Origin of the sequence: Rhodococcus sp. CH91 (assembly GCF_022554085.1) — a bacterium.
In the GTDB taxonomy this organism is placed as follows: Bacteria; Actinomycetota; Actinomycetes; order Mycobacteriales; family Mycobacteriaceae; genus Rhodococcus.
The window spans coordinates 1-14408 of record NZ_JAKFYR010000019.1; the positions used below are offsets into that span (position 1 = coordinate 1).

Consider the following 14408-nt stretch of genomic DNA (forward strand, 5'->3'; position numbering starts at 1 on the left):
CTCCAACAACGCGGTGTTGCATCGACCGGTTGAATCCGCCCGGTACACTTCCATCTCTTTCGCGGAAACCCTTGTGCTGGAGGGTATTGCCGCGTCAATCGGCAGCGTCGGAGACGCGTACGACAACGCTCTGGCCGAGAGCACGATCGGGTTGTTCAAGACCGAAGTGATCGCCGAGGGAAACCCGTTCCATCCGGGTCCCTACAAGTCCCTCGAGGACGTCGAGTACGCCACGATGGAGTGGGTCGACTGGTTCAATCGCAGTCGCCTGCACAGCCGTCTCGGATACGTCCCGCCGGATGAATTCGAGGCGGCGTACTACGCTCACCTGTCGACTCCGCAACCGGAGCCGTCACCGATATAGGAGCGGCAAGAAACCCGAGACAGTTCACTGAACGGTGTCGGCGCATGCAGAGGAAGGGTTCGGTCAAGACACTTCGCCTCTGATCGGTGAGACGCTCCGTCATAAACCGTGCCGCTGCCCCGACCAGGCGAGGTGGAGAACCGAATCGGCCGCTACTGCGCGGCCGGTTCCGCCGTCGTTCGCGCAACCGTGCTCGACGGGGTATCCGCACGCTCGAATGCCGATTGAACCTCGTCGAACAACAACGGCGCTTCCCGCCGCTCACGCACGGTGATCACCCGCGCGAAGACTGCCGCGGCTGCGACCGAAAACGCGCACCACGCTGCAAACAACCAGATAAACCAGCCCATGACCACACCATCGCACGGCCCGAACCACAAGTTACCGACGAGTAAGAACGTCACCCTCGAGTTCACCCCACCACCGGCACTCCTTGCCACCGATCCGAGCACCAGACCGCCCACGCATCCGCACACCTGCTCGGCGAGCTACACCACCGAACCCTGCTTCCGGTAACCACGACGCATTCCGGGCCTCCCCTGCCACCAACGTGCACCGAACAGATCAACGGCACCCCCCGCCGGAGTGAACAAAGGCCCCGGTCGCACCTCGATATGCCGTGGGACAACCACCCCGCTCGTAGCTCCTCCGGCCGTCAGCGTCGTGTGCGCCGACCCCTCACCTTCGGTGTTGCGGAGTCACCGGAGGTTCCCGCAGCACCCCGGCGCTGCTTCGTCTCGATCATTGCCGTGTCCTCAGCGGCGACCGGTCTGCCGATCAGCGCCTGCATCACCATCGCGAGATCGTGCGAAGTCAGCTCGTCGGCCGACGATTCCCCGTTCTCATCTCTACCGGAATGGGCCATGACAACTCCTGACTGAGGAACAAATCCAACCGCAGAGCACGAACATCGCACCACGGACAAGCACAACCCTTGCGCGCGAACGAGCACCGGCGTGCGCACGGACTCGGCATCACTGGCGGCCCAGGGCACCAGTAAGTGTAATTCCTCTACGCGAGAGTGAGTTGCGTGGGCACAGCGGCATCCAGCATCGCCGATCCATGCGCATCCGATAACCGTCAGCGGATGCGAGCAGCTCACGGGGCTCCCCTTGCACAGTGCACTCACGCCCGTCACGGTGCCCGGATATCAGAACCGCCACAGGCACCACCGGCAGGAACGACGGCTACACACCGTTCACTACTCCACTCAGGACGGCCGGTCCTCCGTACTGGCAGCAGGCCTGCCGACACCTAGCGAAGCTCCGTGTGCGGTGGCCGAAGCCCCGCCGAAGTGCCTCTGCATCCCGGCGGTCTTCTTCGTCCGAAACCGAGCGCTCTGGTTACCGGTGCGAGCACGCCGGCAAGAGCAATCCACGCTACGTCGCCATCGGCACGCTCGTCTACCTACCTTCTGCTATCGGCAGACGCAGCCGAGCCTCCGTTCCCCGAGGCTCGTTCGACAAGAACACGACGTCTCCGCCATGGCGTTCGACGATATGCTCCGACACGATCAAACCGAGACCCGACCCGTCCTGTTTCGCCGAAAACGCGCCCGCCACCAGATGATTCCGAGGCGTTCGCTCCATACCCCGACCCTCATCGGACACACGGACACATGCCCATGCCCCGTCCCTGCTGGTCGTGACCGTCAATTCCTTCGTCTCAGTGGTCGGCAACACGATCTCGTCGATAGCGTTGAAACACAGGTTGATGATCACCTGCCCTATCAGCACGCTCTCCCCCTGCACGGGTAAGGCCTCCCCTGTCCGGTCGACCACCACCCGCACCCCTCGTTCGGCCGCTCGCAATCGAACGAAATACAGACTCTCCTCCATCACATCGTTGAGATCGATCGCTGAGGAGGTCGATTCGATCCGCCGCACATAGCGTTTGACCGAGGCCACGATTTCCGCAGCGCGACTCAACTGCTTCTCCGCCATATCCAGGCCATACGAAAGCTGATCACGGTCGAGCGTCCCGCCCGCAACACGCGCTTGAAGACCACTGAGATAATTCGACGATGCCGCCAGAGGTTGTCCGAGTTCGTGAGCCAGAATCATCGCCATGTCGCCCATCGCGTTGTAGCGACTCAGGTACTGAAGGTTGGCCTCTTGGTACTCGTGCCGTTGTTCCAGTTCGACACGGTCGGTCACATCCCTGATGACGACCACCCGCGACACCATCCCGTCGTGCAGAACATCTTCCAGCTCACCGGCCAGCCACGTTACGTTCCTATCCGCCTTCTCGACCTTCATGCTCACCTTGACCGAACCGGTTCCGGACGCCAACTTGGCCACCACCTGCTCGGAATCCAGCGGCGGATCACACAAGCCCAAATCTTCGAGATGGACCCCCACCAGCTGATCGGTGGTCGACCCGAACAGTCGCGCCGCCAACGGAGAGATGTCATCGATCCGGTTGCCGTCGTCGAGCACCAGGATGCCGGCAGAGGTATGCGTCATGATGCGCTGCAGCGATTGGGACACCCAGCTGAGTTCCTGCTGGATCTCGGCTTCCTCCGAGATGTTGCGGAACTCGACCATCACCACCGGCCCGTCCTGAAACTGCACCAACGACGCGTTGGCGTCGGTGAGGAAGTCGACCCCGTCCTTCGTTCGGTACTTCCACTGTCGACGACTCGAGCCGTGCACGACCGCGGACTGCAACCACGCCACACCCAGCGCCCGCCGGTATTGACGTTCCTGGCTGCTCATGTGATGCGCCTTGAGTGGCCGCAACTCCTCGAGCGTGAAACCGAACATCCGGCACGCTGCAGGGTTGGCCCACAGAATGTTCTTCGACGCAGCTTCGTGGATCAGGATTCCCGTCTGCATTCGCTCGGCCATCGCCTGAAAGTCCCGTCGGGTCGGGAACATCGATCAACACCTCCGGAGAGCAGACGGCCCATCGTCCAACGCACGACCGCACAAACGCCATTGGGGATTACTTTATGGCCTCAGGAGAAAACCCCGATACCGCCGTAACCGACTCGTCCATAGCGTGTTCATCAGCGCGAACACGTACAGAAACGGAGACGGCATGACCATCCCCAGCACCACCGAACGGATCGAGGCAGCACCGGCAGGTCCGGCGCGGGACCGCGCGTTCGAGGATGCGCTCGAAGTGCTCCGCGACCGGCGCGACGAGTTCAACCAGCAACGCTTCGTACCACCCGACTACATCGCACTGCTCAAACGAGCCGGACTGTACCGAGCTTCCACACCGACACAATTCGGCGGAGAACCGATGGCCCCGTCCTCATTCATGAGGCTCGTCGAACGAATCTCCGCGGTCGACCCGGCCACCGGCTGGGTCGCAAGTTTCGGATCGTCACTGGTGTACTTCTCAGCCCTCCCGGTGCAGACGCAAGCCAAGATCTACGCCGCCGGCCCGGACATCGCCTACGCCGGCGGCCTGTTCCCTATGCAAGAAGCCGAGAAGGTCGAAGGCGGATATCTGTGCAGCGGACTGTGGCAGTTCGCGAGCGGTTGCCGCGGCGCCGACATCCTCGGGATCGGCCTCGCCGGCGGCCCCGACACCAACGGCATGCCGCTCACCGCCCTCGTCGACCCCGCTGATGTGGAGATTGTGGAGAACTGGGAGGTGGCCGGCATGTCCGCCACCGGCTCCCACGCGATCCGAGCCGACCGGCTCTTCGTCCCCGAGGAGATGACCTTCGTCCGCGGCGGCCCACCCCAGGTCGACGAACCGATCACCCGCTACCCGATGCTCCCCTACGCCGCCCAGGTCCTGGCAGTGGTCACACTCGGCGCCGCACGCGGCGCCCTCGACTACGTCCACGAAGTCGGTGCCGCCCGCTCGAGCATCACCGGCGGTGCCGCCAAAGGCAACCGTCCCGCCTACAAGACCGGCTTGGCCAAAGCCGAAGCCGACCTACGATCCGCACACGCCTTCTTCTACGAAGTCACCGACGAAGTGTGGAGCCTGGCGCTGTCGGGAGATCCGATCTCCGACGAACACAAGGCGATGCTCCGCTTAGCGGCAACGCATGCTGCACATGTGGGCCGCACCGTAGTCCTCTCGGCGTTCGACCTCGCCGGCACCGGCGCGATCTACGACAGCCATCCACTCCAGCGATATCTGCAGGATGCACTCGTTCCGGCTCAGCACGCCATGCTGCAGACCAACACCTTCGAAGCCGCCGGTTCGATCCTCCTCGGTCTCGACGCCGGGATCCCCAGCTTCCCCTGATCACTTCTTCGATCCCGCGTGCCCAGAAGGCTCACTCGACTGAAAGGACATCTGTCGTGCCCGAACCGTTGCGCACCTTGTTCTGCATCGGCAACAACCAGAACTTCTTCGATCTCCCCAAGGCCGAGATCGGCCCCGTGTGGATCGGCATCTCCACCATGCTCTCCGATCTCAAGCGCATGAACGGCGTCGACATCATCGGCACCTTCGACGACGACGCCCACATGGTCGGCCCCTCCGACGGGTGGCCGTGGACCTGCTACGTCCTCGCCGACGTGAAAGACCAGGAAACGGTCAAGAACGCGTGCAACCTGCTGCGCACCACCATGATCGGTGAGTACGCGCTGTGGAGGTACTTCAAGATCGAAGCCCGCATGGGTCGAGAGCTGACCATCCGCGACGATGTGGAACTGTAGACGGTGACCGCCCTGTCGAACCGCCTGGCAGCCCTCGAAGCCAAGGACGCCGCCCGCTCCTGCCTGATGCGCTACATGGACCTGTGCGACGTCCCCGGCTCCCTGGACGATCCCGAGCAGATCGGCACACTGTTCACACCCGAGGCGACCTGGGAAGGCATCGGACCGGAATACGCAGACAAGTTCGGTATCGCCCGCGGGCGAAGCGACGTCGTCGCACTGGTCTCGCAGTATCTTCCGCCCGCAGAGCACTTCGTCCGCAACACTCACCTGCTCGGCAGCGAACAGATCCGGGTCGACCGCGGCAGCGCTCACGGCCGATGGACCATGCACCAATTGTCGCTGTACACGGACAACACTGCCGAACTGCTGTGCGCCCGACTGGATATCGACTTCGAGATCACCTCTGCACCGGACGCCACCACGGCCCGCATGCTTCGATTCCGCACCCAACGCATGTTCGCGGCGCCCCTGCCCGTCGAGGCGATAAGCCACCTGCACCGAGGCAGGCACCCGCACGCGACAAGTTCGAAGGAAACAACCACATGACGACGATCGAACACTCGATCCACCCCAACTACGGGGACCTCGTCGGCACCGATCGTGTCGCCGGCCGGCTCTACACGGACCCGGACATCTTCCGCGTCGAGATGGAGAAGATCTTCTACCGAACCTGGGTATGGGTCGCGCACGAAAGCGAAATCCCCGAACCCGGCTCGTTCAAAACCACCCAGGTCGGCGATCAGCCGGTGATCGTGACCCGCGACCGCAAGGGTAACTTCAACACCCTGCTCAACCGCTGCCGCCACCGCGGCGCCACCGTGTGCGACCAGCGCAGCGGCAAAGCAAACGGCTTCACCTGCCCCTACCACAACTGGTCCTACGCTCTCGACGGCCGCCTCCGCGGTATCCCCTACCCGGACGGCTACGAAGGAGTGATCGACAAGAAGGACTTCCCCCTCCAGACCCTGCGCACCGAAAGCTACCTGGGCATGATCTGGGCGACCTTCAACCAGGACGCCGAACCCCTCGAAGACTTCCTCGGTGACGCCAAGATCTGGATGGAACGCTTCTTCAAGCAGAGCAACGGACTACCGACCAAAGTTCTCGGAGTCCACAAGTTCCGGTTCAAGGGAAACTGGAAGATTCAGCTCGAGAACACCACGGACGGCTATCACTTCCCCATGGTGCACAAGTCATGGATGGCATCCGTCGACGCCGAAACCGCCGACATGATGTCGTTCATGGACGACCCTGCCGCCGAAACACATTCGCTGGGCAACGGCCACAGCGTCGCCATCATGGCCGCCGCCCACGTCGATCTCGACATCGACGACGGCAGCGAAGAGATCCAGCCTCGCTTCCAGCACCTCGTCGACGAACTCACCGCAGCCGGCGAAGCCCCCGAGCGGATCCGCCGCTACATGCGCTCGATGCACGGTTGCGGCTTCAACCTCAACACCTTCCCCAACGTCGCGATGTCCTCGTCGTTCTTTCGGGTGCTGATCCCCATCTCCGTCGACGAAACCGAGATCTGGCACATGGCCATCGGCATGGACGGCGGCCCCGAATCCGTCAACCGCGAACGTCTGCGCATCCACGAGCACTTCCAGGGACCATTCGGCTTCGGAAGCCCCGACGACGCCGAAGGCTGGACACGGGTCCAAATCGGTGCCGGCGGCAATCCCGACATGCCCATCCTCGTCAACCGCGGCGAGGGGCGCGAATACCTCACCGAACAAGGCTGGCCCACCTCCCATGTCACCGATGAAACCGGCATGCGCGAGGCCTACGCAATGTGGAAGAAGCTGATGAGCGATGACTGACCTGACTCTGACCGATCCCCGCGTCCTGCGCGCCATCGAACTCGTGTGGAAGGAAGCCGAAGCCCTCGACGCGAAGGACTACAAGTCCTGGGAACAGATGTACACCCACGACGGCATCTACGTGATCCCGATCGACCCGGACACCACCGACTTCACGTCCTCACTCAACATGGTCTACGACGACGCACGGATGCGCCGCCTGCGCGTCGAACGCATGCTCCAGGGCTATTCCCCATCCGCCGTCGCCGCAGCACGCACCGTCCGCGTGATCTCCCGATTCACCGCGCACGAGATCACCGACACCTCGGTCACCATCCGGTCGGCGCAGATCGTCAACGCCTTCAAACGCAACGAATTCCTCACACTCGGAGCAGATCTGACTCACACGATCGTCTTCGACGACGAAGGCGGCGACAAGATCTCGCTCAAGATCATCCGTCTGATCGACAGTGAGGACGCGGTCAGCGCCTCCGGCTACCTGCTCTGAGAGGCCGCCATGAATCCTCACCCTGCTTCGGGCATCGCCGTCATCTCCGGTGCCGCCGGCGGCATGGGCGCCTCCATCGCCCGCAAGCTGCACGCCGACGGCCGCCGGGTGCTCCTCGCCGACCTGGACACCGCCGCGGTCGACACTCTTGCCGCGGAACTGTCCGCCGATGGGTCCACCGCCCGCGGCATCAAGCTCGATGTCAGCCGGAAAGCCGCATTCGAGGAGGGCCTCGCGGTCTGCGAAGACCTGTGGGGGACCCCCACCATCATGGTCAACAACGCCGCCGTCACCCGCGCGGCCGATCTGATGACACTCGGCGAAGACGAGTTCACGGACGTGCTCACCACGAACGTCAACAGTGTCTTCTTCGGCTGCCAGGTATTCGGAGCAGCAATGGCCGACAAGGGATTCGGGCGGATCGTCAACATGGCTTCGCTGGCGGGCCAGAACGGCGGTACCGCCACCGGTGGGCACTATGCCGCGTCCAAAGGCGCCATTCTCACCACGACCAAGATCTTCGCCCGGGAACTCGCCGCACAGGGCGTCACGGTCAACGCCATCTCCCCCGGCCCCCATGATCTGCCCGTCGTCCGCAAAACGGTGCCGGCCGACAAACTCGACAGCATCATCGCGCGTATCCCGGTCGGGCGACTCGGCAACGCATCGTTCATCGCCGACACCGTCGCACTGTTGACCTCCGACAATGCTTCCTTCGTCACCGGCGCCTGCTGGGACATCAACGGCGGCCTGTATTTGCGTTGACGTGCCACCACTATCGGCTCGCATTCTGTTGCCGCTACACGAGGAGAAACGGACATGACACTCATCGACGTCATCGTCTCCGACATCACCCAGGAAACACCGACCGTCAAGTCCATCACGCTCGTGAAGGCCGACGGATCGCCACTAGGTCCGTACCTGCCGGGCGCACACATCGACGTCGAGGGCCCGACGGCGATCACCCGCCAATACTCCCTGTGCAGCACCCCCGACGCACCGGACTCGTTCGCCTTCGCCGTCAAGAAAGAGGCGAACTCACGCGGCGGATCCGCCGCACTGCACGAGCTCGCCATCGGTGACACCCTCCGCATCAGCACGCCCCGGAACCTGCTCACCATCGCCCCCGATGCACAGCACCACGTCCTGGTCGCCGCCGGTATCGGCATCACGCCGATGCTGAGCATGGCCCGTTATATGGACGTCCACGACATCAGCTTCGAACTCCACTACTTCGCCCGCACCGAAGCCGAAGCCGCATTCCTGCCCCTGCTCAACGACCGCTGCCCGGACCGACTGCACCAGCACCTCGGAGTGTCCCGCGACCACCAGCAGCAGGTACTGAAGGACGCATTCGCGGAATTGCCCCCGCACACCCACATCTACACGTGCGGACCGGCCGGCTTCATGGACACGGTCGTCTCCATCGCCCGCGAACACATCTCACTCGATGCCATCCACCTCGAGAACTTCCACGCCTCGGAACAACCCGACGCATCAGAGAACACCGCGTTCGAGGTCGAACTGGACGGAACGACCTACCAGATTCCAGCCGACAAGAGCATCGTCGAGATCCTGCAGGACAACGGTTGCGACGTCGACACCTCCTGTCAGGAAGGAATCTGCGGCACCTGCATCATGCAGGTCCTCGAAGGCTCACCCGAACACCGCGACAATGTCCTCACCCGAGCAGAGAAGGAATCCGGGGAGATGCTGGCCACGTGCGTATCGCGCACAAAAGGGCCCCGCCTCGTCCTCGACTACTACTGACCGTCCGTGATCAGACCTCGTTCGGGACCTCGACGTCGTATCGAAGCAGGTCCCGAACGAAGGTCCCGATACTGTCGGACTCGGTCTTGCTCTTGATCCGAGCCCGATGAACGTCCACAGTCTTCACGCTCATCCCGAGCTTGCGAGCGATGTTCTGACTCGGCAGACCTTCGACCACCAAAGCCAGAATCTGCCGTTCTCTCGGCGTCAAACCCTGGATTTTCTCGCGCAGCGCCACGCGTGAGGCGTGCTCCGCAAAACGCGTCCCAGCCCGGTCCGCACCGGATTGAACCGCGTCGAGCAGTCGCTGCGGGTCGTACGGTTTCTCGAGAAAATCCATCGCGCCCTTCTGCAGGGTCGAGACAGACATTCTGATGTCACCGTGCGCAGACACGAAGATGATCACGACATGGGGAGCGAACTCGTTGATCCTCTCCTGCAGACGCGTGCCACTCATTCCCGGCATCCGCACGTCGAGGACGATGCAGGCCGGATGTGTACCGTCGTACACCTCGAGGAACGCGTCCGCACTGTGGCAGATCACCGGCCGAATCCCGATACTCTCGAGAATCCAATCGACAGAATCACACAATGCAGGATCATCGTCGACGACGTACACCGTCGCCGTCGGCACGAGCACAACCTTCGCTGTCACATACTCGGTCATATCAGCGATCCGCCCCCGTCACCGGAGCCACGTGAATCATCACTGCGCACCCCGTGTCGTCTTCCTCCACAGAACGCCGCATCACGCAGGCTCCGCGGCAGGATTGTCCCATCGTGCTTCGGCAGTCCAGTACTGCCCACCCACCGCGCTGACCTTGGGTTCCCAAGCAGTCGTGCGCCGCAGTGATGGTTCCTCACGACGGACCGATGCATCTGCGGCCTCCGGTCCGTCGGCTTCGACGGTCCAGTGCACCCAGTTGACCTCGCGCCCATATTCGTCGTGGACGAACAAGTCGACATGATGCCACCCGTAGTTGAAGGTGTCCTCGTAGCACGTAAGGAACATACGATGAGGGGTCACCGGTCGCGGTTTCAGCGTCACAGACACTCCTGACGTCATCAGTGGATCACTCGTGCACCGGAGGGCCTTCACGAAGGATTTCTTCGAGCATCTCGCCCACCCGGAACAGATAACCCTCCCTGCCCGGCAAGCCGATGATCTGCACGCCCAGCGGAAGTCCTGCAGCAGTGCGCGCACCTGGCACAACCACCACAGGTAAGCCCAATAGCTGCCACGGACGACTCAGGACCGGTGAGCCGGTCACCGACAGTCCCTTCGGTGCAGCTCCCGTCGCAGCCGGGCCGATGATCACAGACGATCCGTCGAGGATCTCGCTCAACAACTCCCGCGACCGATCTCGCCGGATCAGAGCCGCCGCGTACACGGTCTCGGAGATCGCGTGCCCCTGCTGCAGCAGGTCTTTGATCTGTGGACTCAGATTGTCCTGTTCCTGCTCGAACTCCCGGGCGCGTGTACGCGCAGCCTCGTAAGCCATAACCGTGGCGTGGTCCTCCGCGAGCGTCTGCACGTGATCGTCCCAATCGAGCGGGCCCGAGCACAGATCCACACGGTCCAAAGCAGCCGGAAGACGATCCAACAGGGCAATCATCGAGGTATCGAGAGGACCGAGACAACTTCCACCCCATATGAATGCACGATCCGGAAGACCCTCCCGAGCCTCCTCGTTCGATCCGGTGAAAGCGTCATAGACATAGCGCAGATCGGCGACGGTCCGCGTGAGAAAACCGACGGAATCAAGAGACCGACTCAATCCCACGATTCCCGACGTATCGGTACTGCCGTGAGCCAGAACCATTCCCGCCGTTCCACAATAAGAGGACGGCCGAGTCAAGGAACCTGCCGTCTGAGTACCGAGCGCCAATGGCACCGTGCCGGCTCCTACCGCCGCCGCGGATCCACTCGATGACCCCCCGGGCGTATGACCGGGTGCATGAGGATTACGGGTGGGACCCGGACGGAAGTAGCCGAACTCCGTTGTCACCGTCTTTCCTTGGACAACAGCGCCGAGCGAACGCAATCGGGCCACACAGGGCGCGTCCGTGACAGCGGCAGCGGAAGGCGTCACCAGTGAACCCGCACGCGTAGGCATTCCGGCGACATCGATGAGGTCCTTCACAGCCAGAGAAATTCCCCGCAGCGGGAGATCACGACAGTCTGCATCGACCTTCGCAGCCTCGTCCACGATCGTGGCCGACAGGTGCACCCATGCTTTCAGCACGGATTCCTGCGCGTCGATCGCTGCTCTGGCGTGGGACACGAGTTCCGTCGCTGTGGTCGAACAGGTCCGAACCGACCTCACCTGATCTGCAATGGACAGGTCAACCACGGGCGCGTTCACATACTCCTCCTGCATTCGCTGACCTCCTCATTCTGCCCAGGAAAGACGATCACCGACAGTAAAGGTTTCCCTCCTACCCGAGTAACAGAAGGCGACATAGGTTTTCCACACCGCTGGGCCTCTGATCACCCAGAAGCCTCACTGCACACTCCAACTCCGTTCCCAGCCCACAAGAAAGGCGGCCGCTCATGGCTTCGACTGTGGCGCCGGACAAGATCGTCGATCCTTCGGACCCGAAGGCATCGAAGACGATCCACTTCGGCAGAATGAACCGCAAGGCCTGGCTGATCGTAGCGCTGCTCGCCCTGTTCCAGATCGTGGCGTTCGCCGACAAGGCTGTGCTCGGTCTCGTTGCATCCGAAGCAATTCCCGACCTCGGAATCTCTGCCGTGGAGTTCGGTTTCATCGGCAGCGCCTTCTTCTTCTTGTACGCCGTGGTCTCCGTGGTCACAGGCTTTCTCGCCGCCAGGTTCTCCGTACGATGGATCATCCTGACGATGGGCGTCGTGTGGGCAGTGATGCAGTTCCCGATGCTTCTCGGTGGCGGCGCCGCCATCCTCCTGGTCACCCGGATCGTATTGGGCGGTGCCGAAGGCCCCGCAACTGCGATGTCGCTGACGTCCGCGCATTCCTGGTTCGAGCCCCGCCGCCGCGCCCTGCCGTCCAATCTCGTAGCTGCCGGTTCCACCCTCGGCCCCGTGCTCGCCGCTCCTGCCTTGGCTTGGGTCATCGGCGCATGGGGATGGCGCTGGGCCTTCGGGGTTCTCGGCATCGTCGGCTTCATCTGGGTCATCGCCTGGTTGCTCCTCGCCAGCGACGGACCGTATGCCGGCCACGGAAAGTCCGGCTCCACCGGCAAGGATGCACAGAGCCCTGTCATCCCCGGTCGTGACAATGACATCGAATCCACCGACGAAATCGACACGGACGATGTCGACAAGCAACCACCCATCGCCCTGTGGCGCGCTTTCGCCAGCCTGACTTTCCTCGCCGCAGTCATCGGCGGCGGCTCCAACTTCTGGGTCCAAGGATTTGTGACCACCTGGCTCCCCCAGTACCTGGGAACCGTCGTCGGACTCTCCCTACCTCGAGTCGGAACAGTGACTACCATCCCGTGGATCCTGGGCGCGCTCGTCCTGCTGTTCCTCGGATTCCTCGGCCACCGACTGATGCAGAAGGGATACAACGCGCATCGCTCCATCGCGATCCCCTTCGGCGTCGCTGCACTGCTCGCCGGCGTGTGTTTCATCCTCGTTCAGACAGTGTCGGGAGTCGCGGCTGTAGCCCTACTCTGCGTCGCTGCAGGCTGCAGCCTCGCATACCCCATGACTGCATCCGCACTGGCGTTCGCAGTGGGCGCACGGCAGCGCCCCATCATGATGGCGACCCTGGGCGGGGTCGCCTCGGTGGGCGCAATCATCTCCCCCACCCTCGTCGGATGGCTGATGACCCGAGCGGGGTACGTGTCACCGCCGTCGGGAACCGCTCTCACCCCTGAGATGGCGAACAACATGGCTGCCGGCGTCCACCAAGCGTTCACGATCACCGGTGTCGTCCTGCTCGCCGGAGGTGCGCTGTGCATCCTCTTCCTCCGTCCGGAGGCTCTCGGACGCACGCTCCAGGCACATCACCGCAAAAGCTGAGGCCTACGGGTCGATCATCCTTCTCCACCAAGGAGTGCTCGTATGCCCACCGACACCACCATCGACCAGGCACTGTTCCGCGAAGTGATGGGCCACTACCCCACCGGCGTTGCAGTCGTCACCGGCCGCGCGTCCGACGGCGAACTGCTCGCCCTCGTCGTCGGAACATTCAGTTCGGTCTCTCTCGATCCTCCCCTCGTGTCCTTCATGCCGATGAAGACGTCCCGGACATTCGACAAGCTTCGCCAGTGCGACTCGCTGTGCATCAATGTCGTCGGGAACGAACAGGAGGATCTGGTCACCGCGATCGCGCAACGCTGGGAGAACAAGTTCGACGGTATCGACTGGTTCACATCACCGTCCGGGGATCCGATTCTCGAACGATCGATCGCCTGGATCGATGCGCGAATCACGAACCTTGTTGACGCCGGAGACCATTGGATCGTCCTCGGTGGCGTGAACGACATGGCTGTCACCAACCCTGCTGCGCCCCTGATCTACTTCCAAGGTGACTACGGCAGCTTCGTCAGCACATCATTGATGGCACGTCTCCAACACGAGATCACCGACTCGATCCACGAGGCGGAAACCCTGCGCCCCGAGGCCGAAGCCCTCGCCCACGCCATCGGATGCGAAGTCACTCTCTACACGGCGATCAGCTCAGAGGAGATGGCCGCGGTCCTATCGGTCACCGGTGCTGGTGTCGAACGAGAGCACGGACTCGCACGCCGGCTACCGATCGCTCCGCCGATCGGCGACAGTATCGTTTTCGATCTTTCCGAGGACGATCAGGAACGGTGGCTGTCGAAGGCCATCGGCATCGATGACCGTACGAGAGAGATCTATCGGCAACGGCTCGATTTCGTACGAGCTCACGGTTACGTGTTGTCGCTACTTCCGCAGGAAGGACGAACCGCCTACGAGGCGATGCGTGAGGCCACGCGGCGTTACGAATCGGGATTGCCGACCCCCGCGCAAGAACGGGATATCAGGGCCTCGATCCTCGAATCCGGCGTCGATTACCGTGTGCGGCAACTCGACCCCGACAACCTCTACGACGTCGGCTCTCTCGTACTACCAGTACGCGATTCGGAGGGCAATTGCACCCTGACCCTGCGCCTGGCGCAACTACCCCTTCAGGTATCAGGGAAGAGAGTCGCCGAATGGATTTCACAAGCCAAGATCGTCGTCACAGCGCTGGAGCGGCAGACACCGTGACCGCATCCGTCGATGCCTTGGCCACTACTACTGTCCTTCTGCCCGGATAGGTGTACGAGCTCGGCCCACCACCAAGGGGGCCGAGCTCGTCGTTCTCACCGTG

At 62.7% G+C, this 14408-nt stretch carries 16 protein-coding genes; 10 read left to right on the plus strand and 6 right to left on the minus strand.

Annotated features, from left to right (window positions below):
- Window positions 1–73: 73 nt before the first annotated feature.
- Window positions 74–364: an integrase core domain-containing protein gene (locus MOM01_RS22325; protein WP_374112361.1), complete on the plus strand. Its 291-nt coding sequence runs from the start codon at window positions 74–76 to the stop codon at window positions 362–364.
- A gap of 152 nt (window positions 365–516) precedes the next feature.
- Here the strand turns inward: MOM01_RS22325 and MOM01_RS22330 are convergent, their stop codons facing one another.
- From MOM01_RS22330 to MOM01_RS22340, 3 genes are all read right to left on the minus strand, one after another.
- Window positions 517–828: a hypothetical protein gene (locus MOM01_RS22330; RefSeq protein ID WP_241387638.1), complete on the minus strand. Its 312-nt coding sequence runs from the start codon at window positions 826–828 to the stop codon at window positions 517–519.
- A 191-nt stretch (window positions 829–1019) separates the two neighbouring features.
- Window positions 1020–1229, minus strand: a complete 210-nt coding sequence (locus MOM01_RS22335) for a hypothetical protein (protein ID WP_241387639.1) — start codon at window positions 1227–1229, stop codon at window positions 1020–1022.
- A gap of 538 nt (window positions 1230–1767) precedes the next feature.
- Window positions 1768–3243, minus strand: a complete 1476-nt coding sequence (locus tag MOM01_RS22340; protein ID WP_241387640.1) for a PAS domain S-box protein — start codon at window positions 3241–3243, stop codon at window positions 1768–1770.
- 163 nt (window positions 3244–3406) lie between these two features.
- On the opposite strand from MOM01_RS22340, the gene MOM01_RS22345 reads away from it, so the two are divergent.
- Genes MOM01_RS22345 through MOM01_RS22375 form a run of 7 tightly spaced genes read left to right on the plus strand, consistent with a single transcriptional unit; the run spans window position 3407 to window position 9078 of the window.
- The gene (locus tag MOM01_RS22345) at window positions 3407–4579 is read left to right on the plus strand and encodes an acyl-CoA dehydrogenase family protein (protein WP_241387641.1); all 1173 of its coding nucleotides are present in this window, start codon (window positions 3407–3409) and stop codon (window positions 4577–4579) included.
- A gap of 56 nt (window positions 4580–4635) precedes the next feature.
- Window positions 4636–4995, plus strand: coding sequence for a hypothetical protein (locus tag MOM01_RS22350; RefSeq protein ID WP_241387642.1), 360 nt, complete (start codon window positions 4636–4638; stop codon window positions 4993–4995).
- A 3-nt stretch (window positions 4996–4998) separates the two neighbouring features.
- On the plus strand, window positions 4999–5544 hold the full coding sequence (locus MOM01_RS22355) for a nuclear transport factor 2 family protein (RefSeq protein WP_241387643.1): 546 nt from the start codon (window positions 4999–5001) through the stop codon (window positions 5542–5544).
- Complete coding sequence (locus MOM01_RS22360) at window positions 5541–6821, plus strand: aromatic ring-hydroxylating oxygenase subunit alpha (RefSeq protein WP_241387644.1); 1281 nt, start codon at window positions 5541–5543, stop codon at window positions 6819–6821. Before MOM01_RS22355 ends, MOM01_RS22360 begins: the two co-directional genes overlap by 4 nt.
- On the plus strand, window positions 6814–7308 hold the full coding sequence (locus tag MOM01_RS22365; protein WP_241387645.1) for an aromatic-ring-hydroxylating dioxygenase subunit beta: 495 nt from the start codon (window positions 6814–6816) through the stop codon (window positions 7306–7308). The genes MOM01_RS22360 and MOM01_RS22365 overlap by 8 nt, the downstream gene beginning before the upstream one ends.
- A 9-nt stretch (window positions 7309–7317) precedes the next feature.
- Window positions 7318–8073: an SDR family NAD(P)-dependent oxidoreductase gene (locus tag MOM01_RS22370; RefSeq protein WP_241387646.1), complete on the plus strand. Its 756-nt coding sequence runs from the start codon at window positions 7318–7320 to the stop codon at window positions 8071–8073.
- Between the two features lie 54 nt (window positions 8074–8127).
- Entirely contained in the window at window positions 8128–9078 is a 951-nt protein-coding gene (locus MOM01_RS22375; RefSeq protein ID WP_241387647.1) for a PDR/VanB family oxidoreductase, read from the plus strand.
- Between the two features lie 10 nt (window positions 9079–9088).
- On the opposite strand, the gene MOM01_RS22380 is transcribed toward MOM01_RS22375, so the two are convergent.
- The 3 genes from MOM01_RS22380 to MOM01_RS22390 form a co-directional block, all read right to left on the minus strand.
- Complete coding sequence (locus tag MOM01_RS22380; protein ID WP_374112362.1) at window positions 9089–9712, minus strand: response regulator transcription factor; 624 nt, start codon at window positions 9710–9712, stop codon at window positions 9089–9091.
- Between the two features lie 114 nt (window positions 9713–9826).
- Window positions 9827–10090, minus strand: coding sequence for a hypothetical protein (locus MOM01_RS22385; protein WP_241387649.1), 264 nt, complete (start codon window positions 10088–10090; stop codon window positions 9827–9829).
- Window positions 10091–10151: 61 nt separating this feature from the next.
- Window positions 10152–11459 (minus strand): amidase, encoded by a 1308-nt coding sequence (locus MOM01_RS22390; protein WP_241387650.1) that lies wholly within the window; start codon window positions 11457–11459, stop codon window positions 10152–10154.
- Between the two features lie 173 nt (window positions 11460–11632).
- On the opposite strand from MOM01_RS22390, the gene MOM01_RS22395 reads away from it, so the two are divergent.
- Together MOM01_RS22395 and MOM01_RS22400 are read left to right on the plus strand one after the other, a co-directional pair.
- Complete coding sequence (locus MOM01_RS22395; RefSeq protein ID WP_241387651.1) at window positions 11633–13087, plus strand: MFS transporter; 1455 nt, start codon at window positions 11633–11635, stop codon at window positions 13085–13087.
- Between the two features lie 42 nt (window positions 13088–13129).
- Window positions 13130–14305: a flavin reductase family protein gene (locus MOM01_RS22400; protein ID WP_241387652.1), complete on the plus strand. Its 1176-nt coding sequence runs from the start codon at window positions 13130–13132 to the stop codon at window positions 14303–14305.
- Window positions 14306–14408 lie beyond the last annotated feature (103 nt).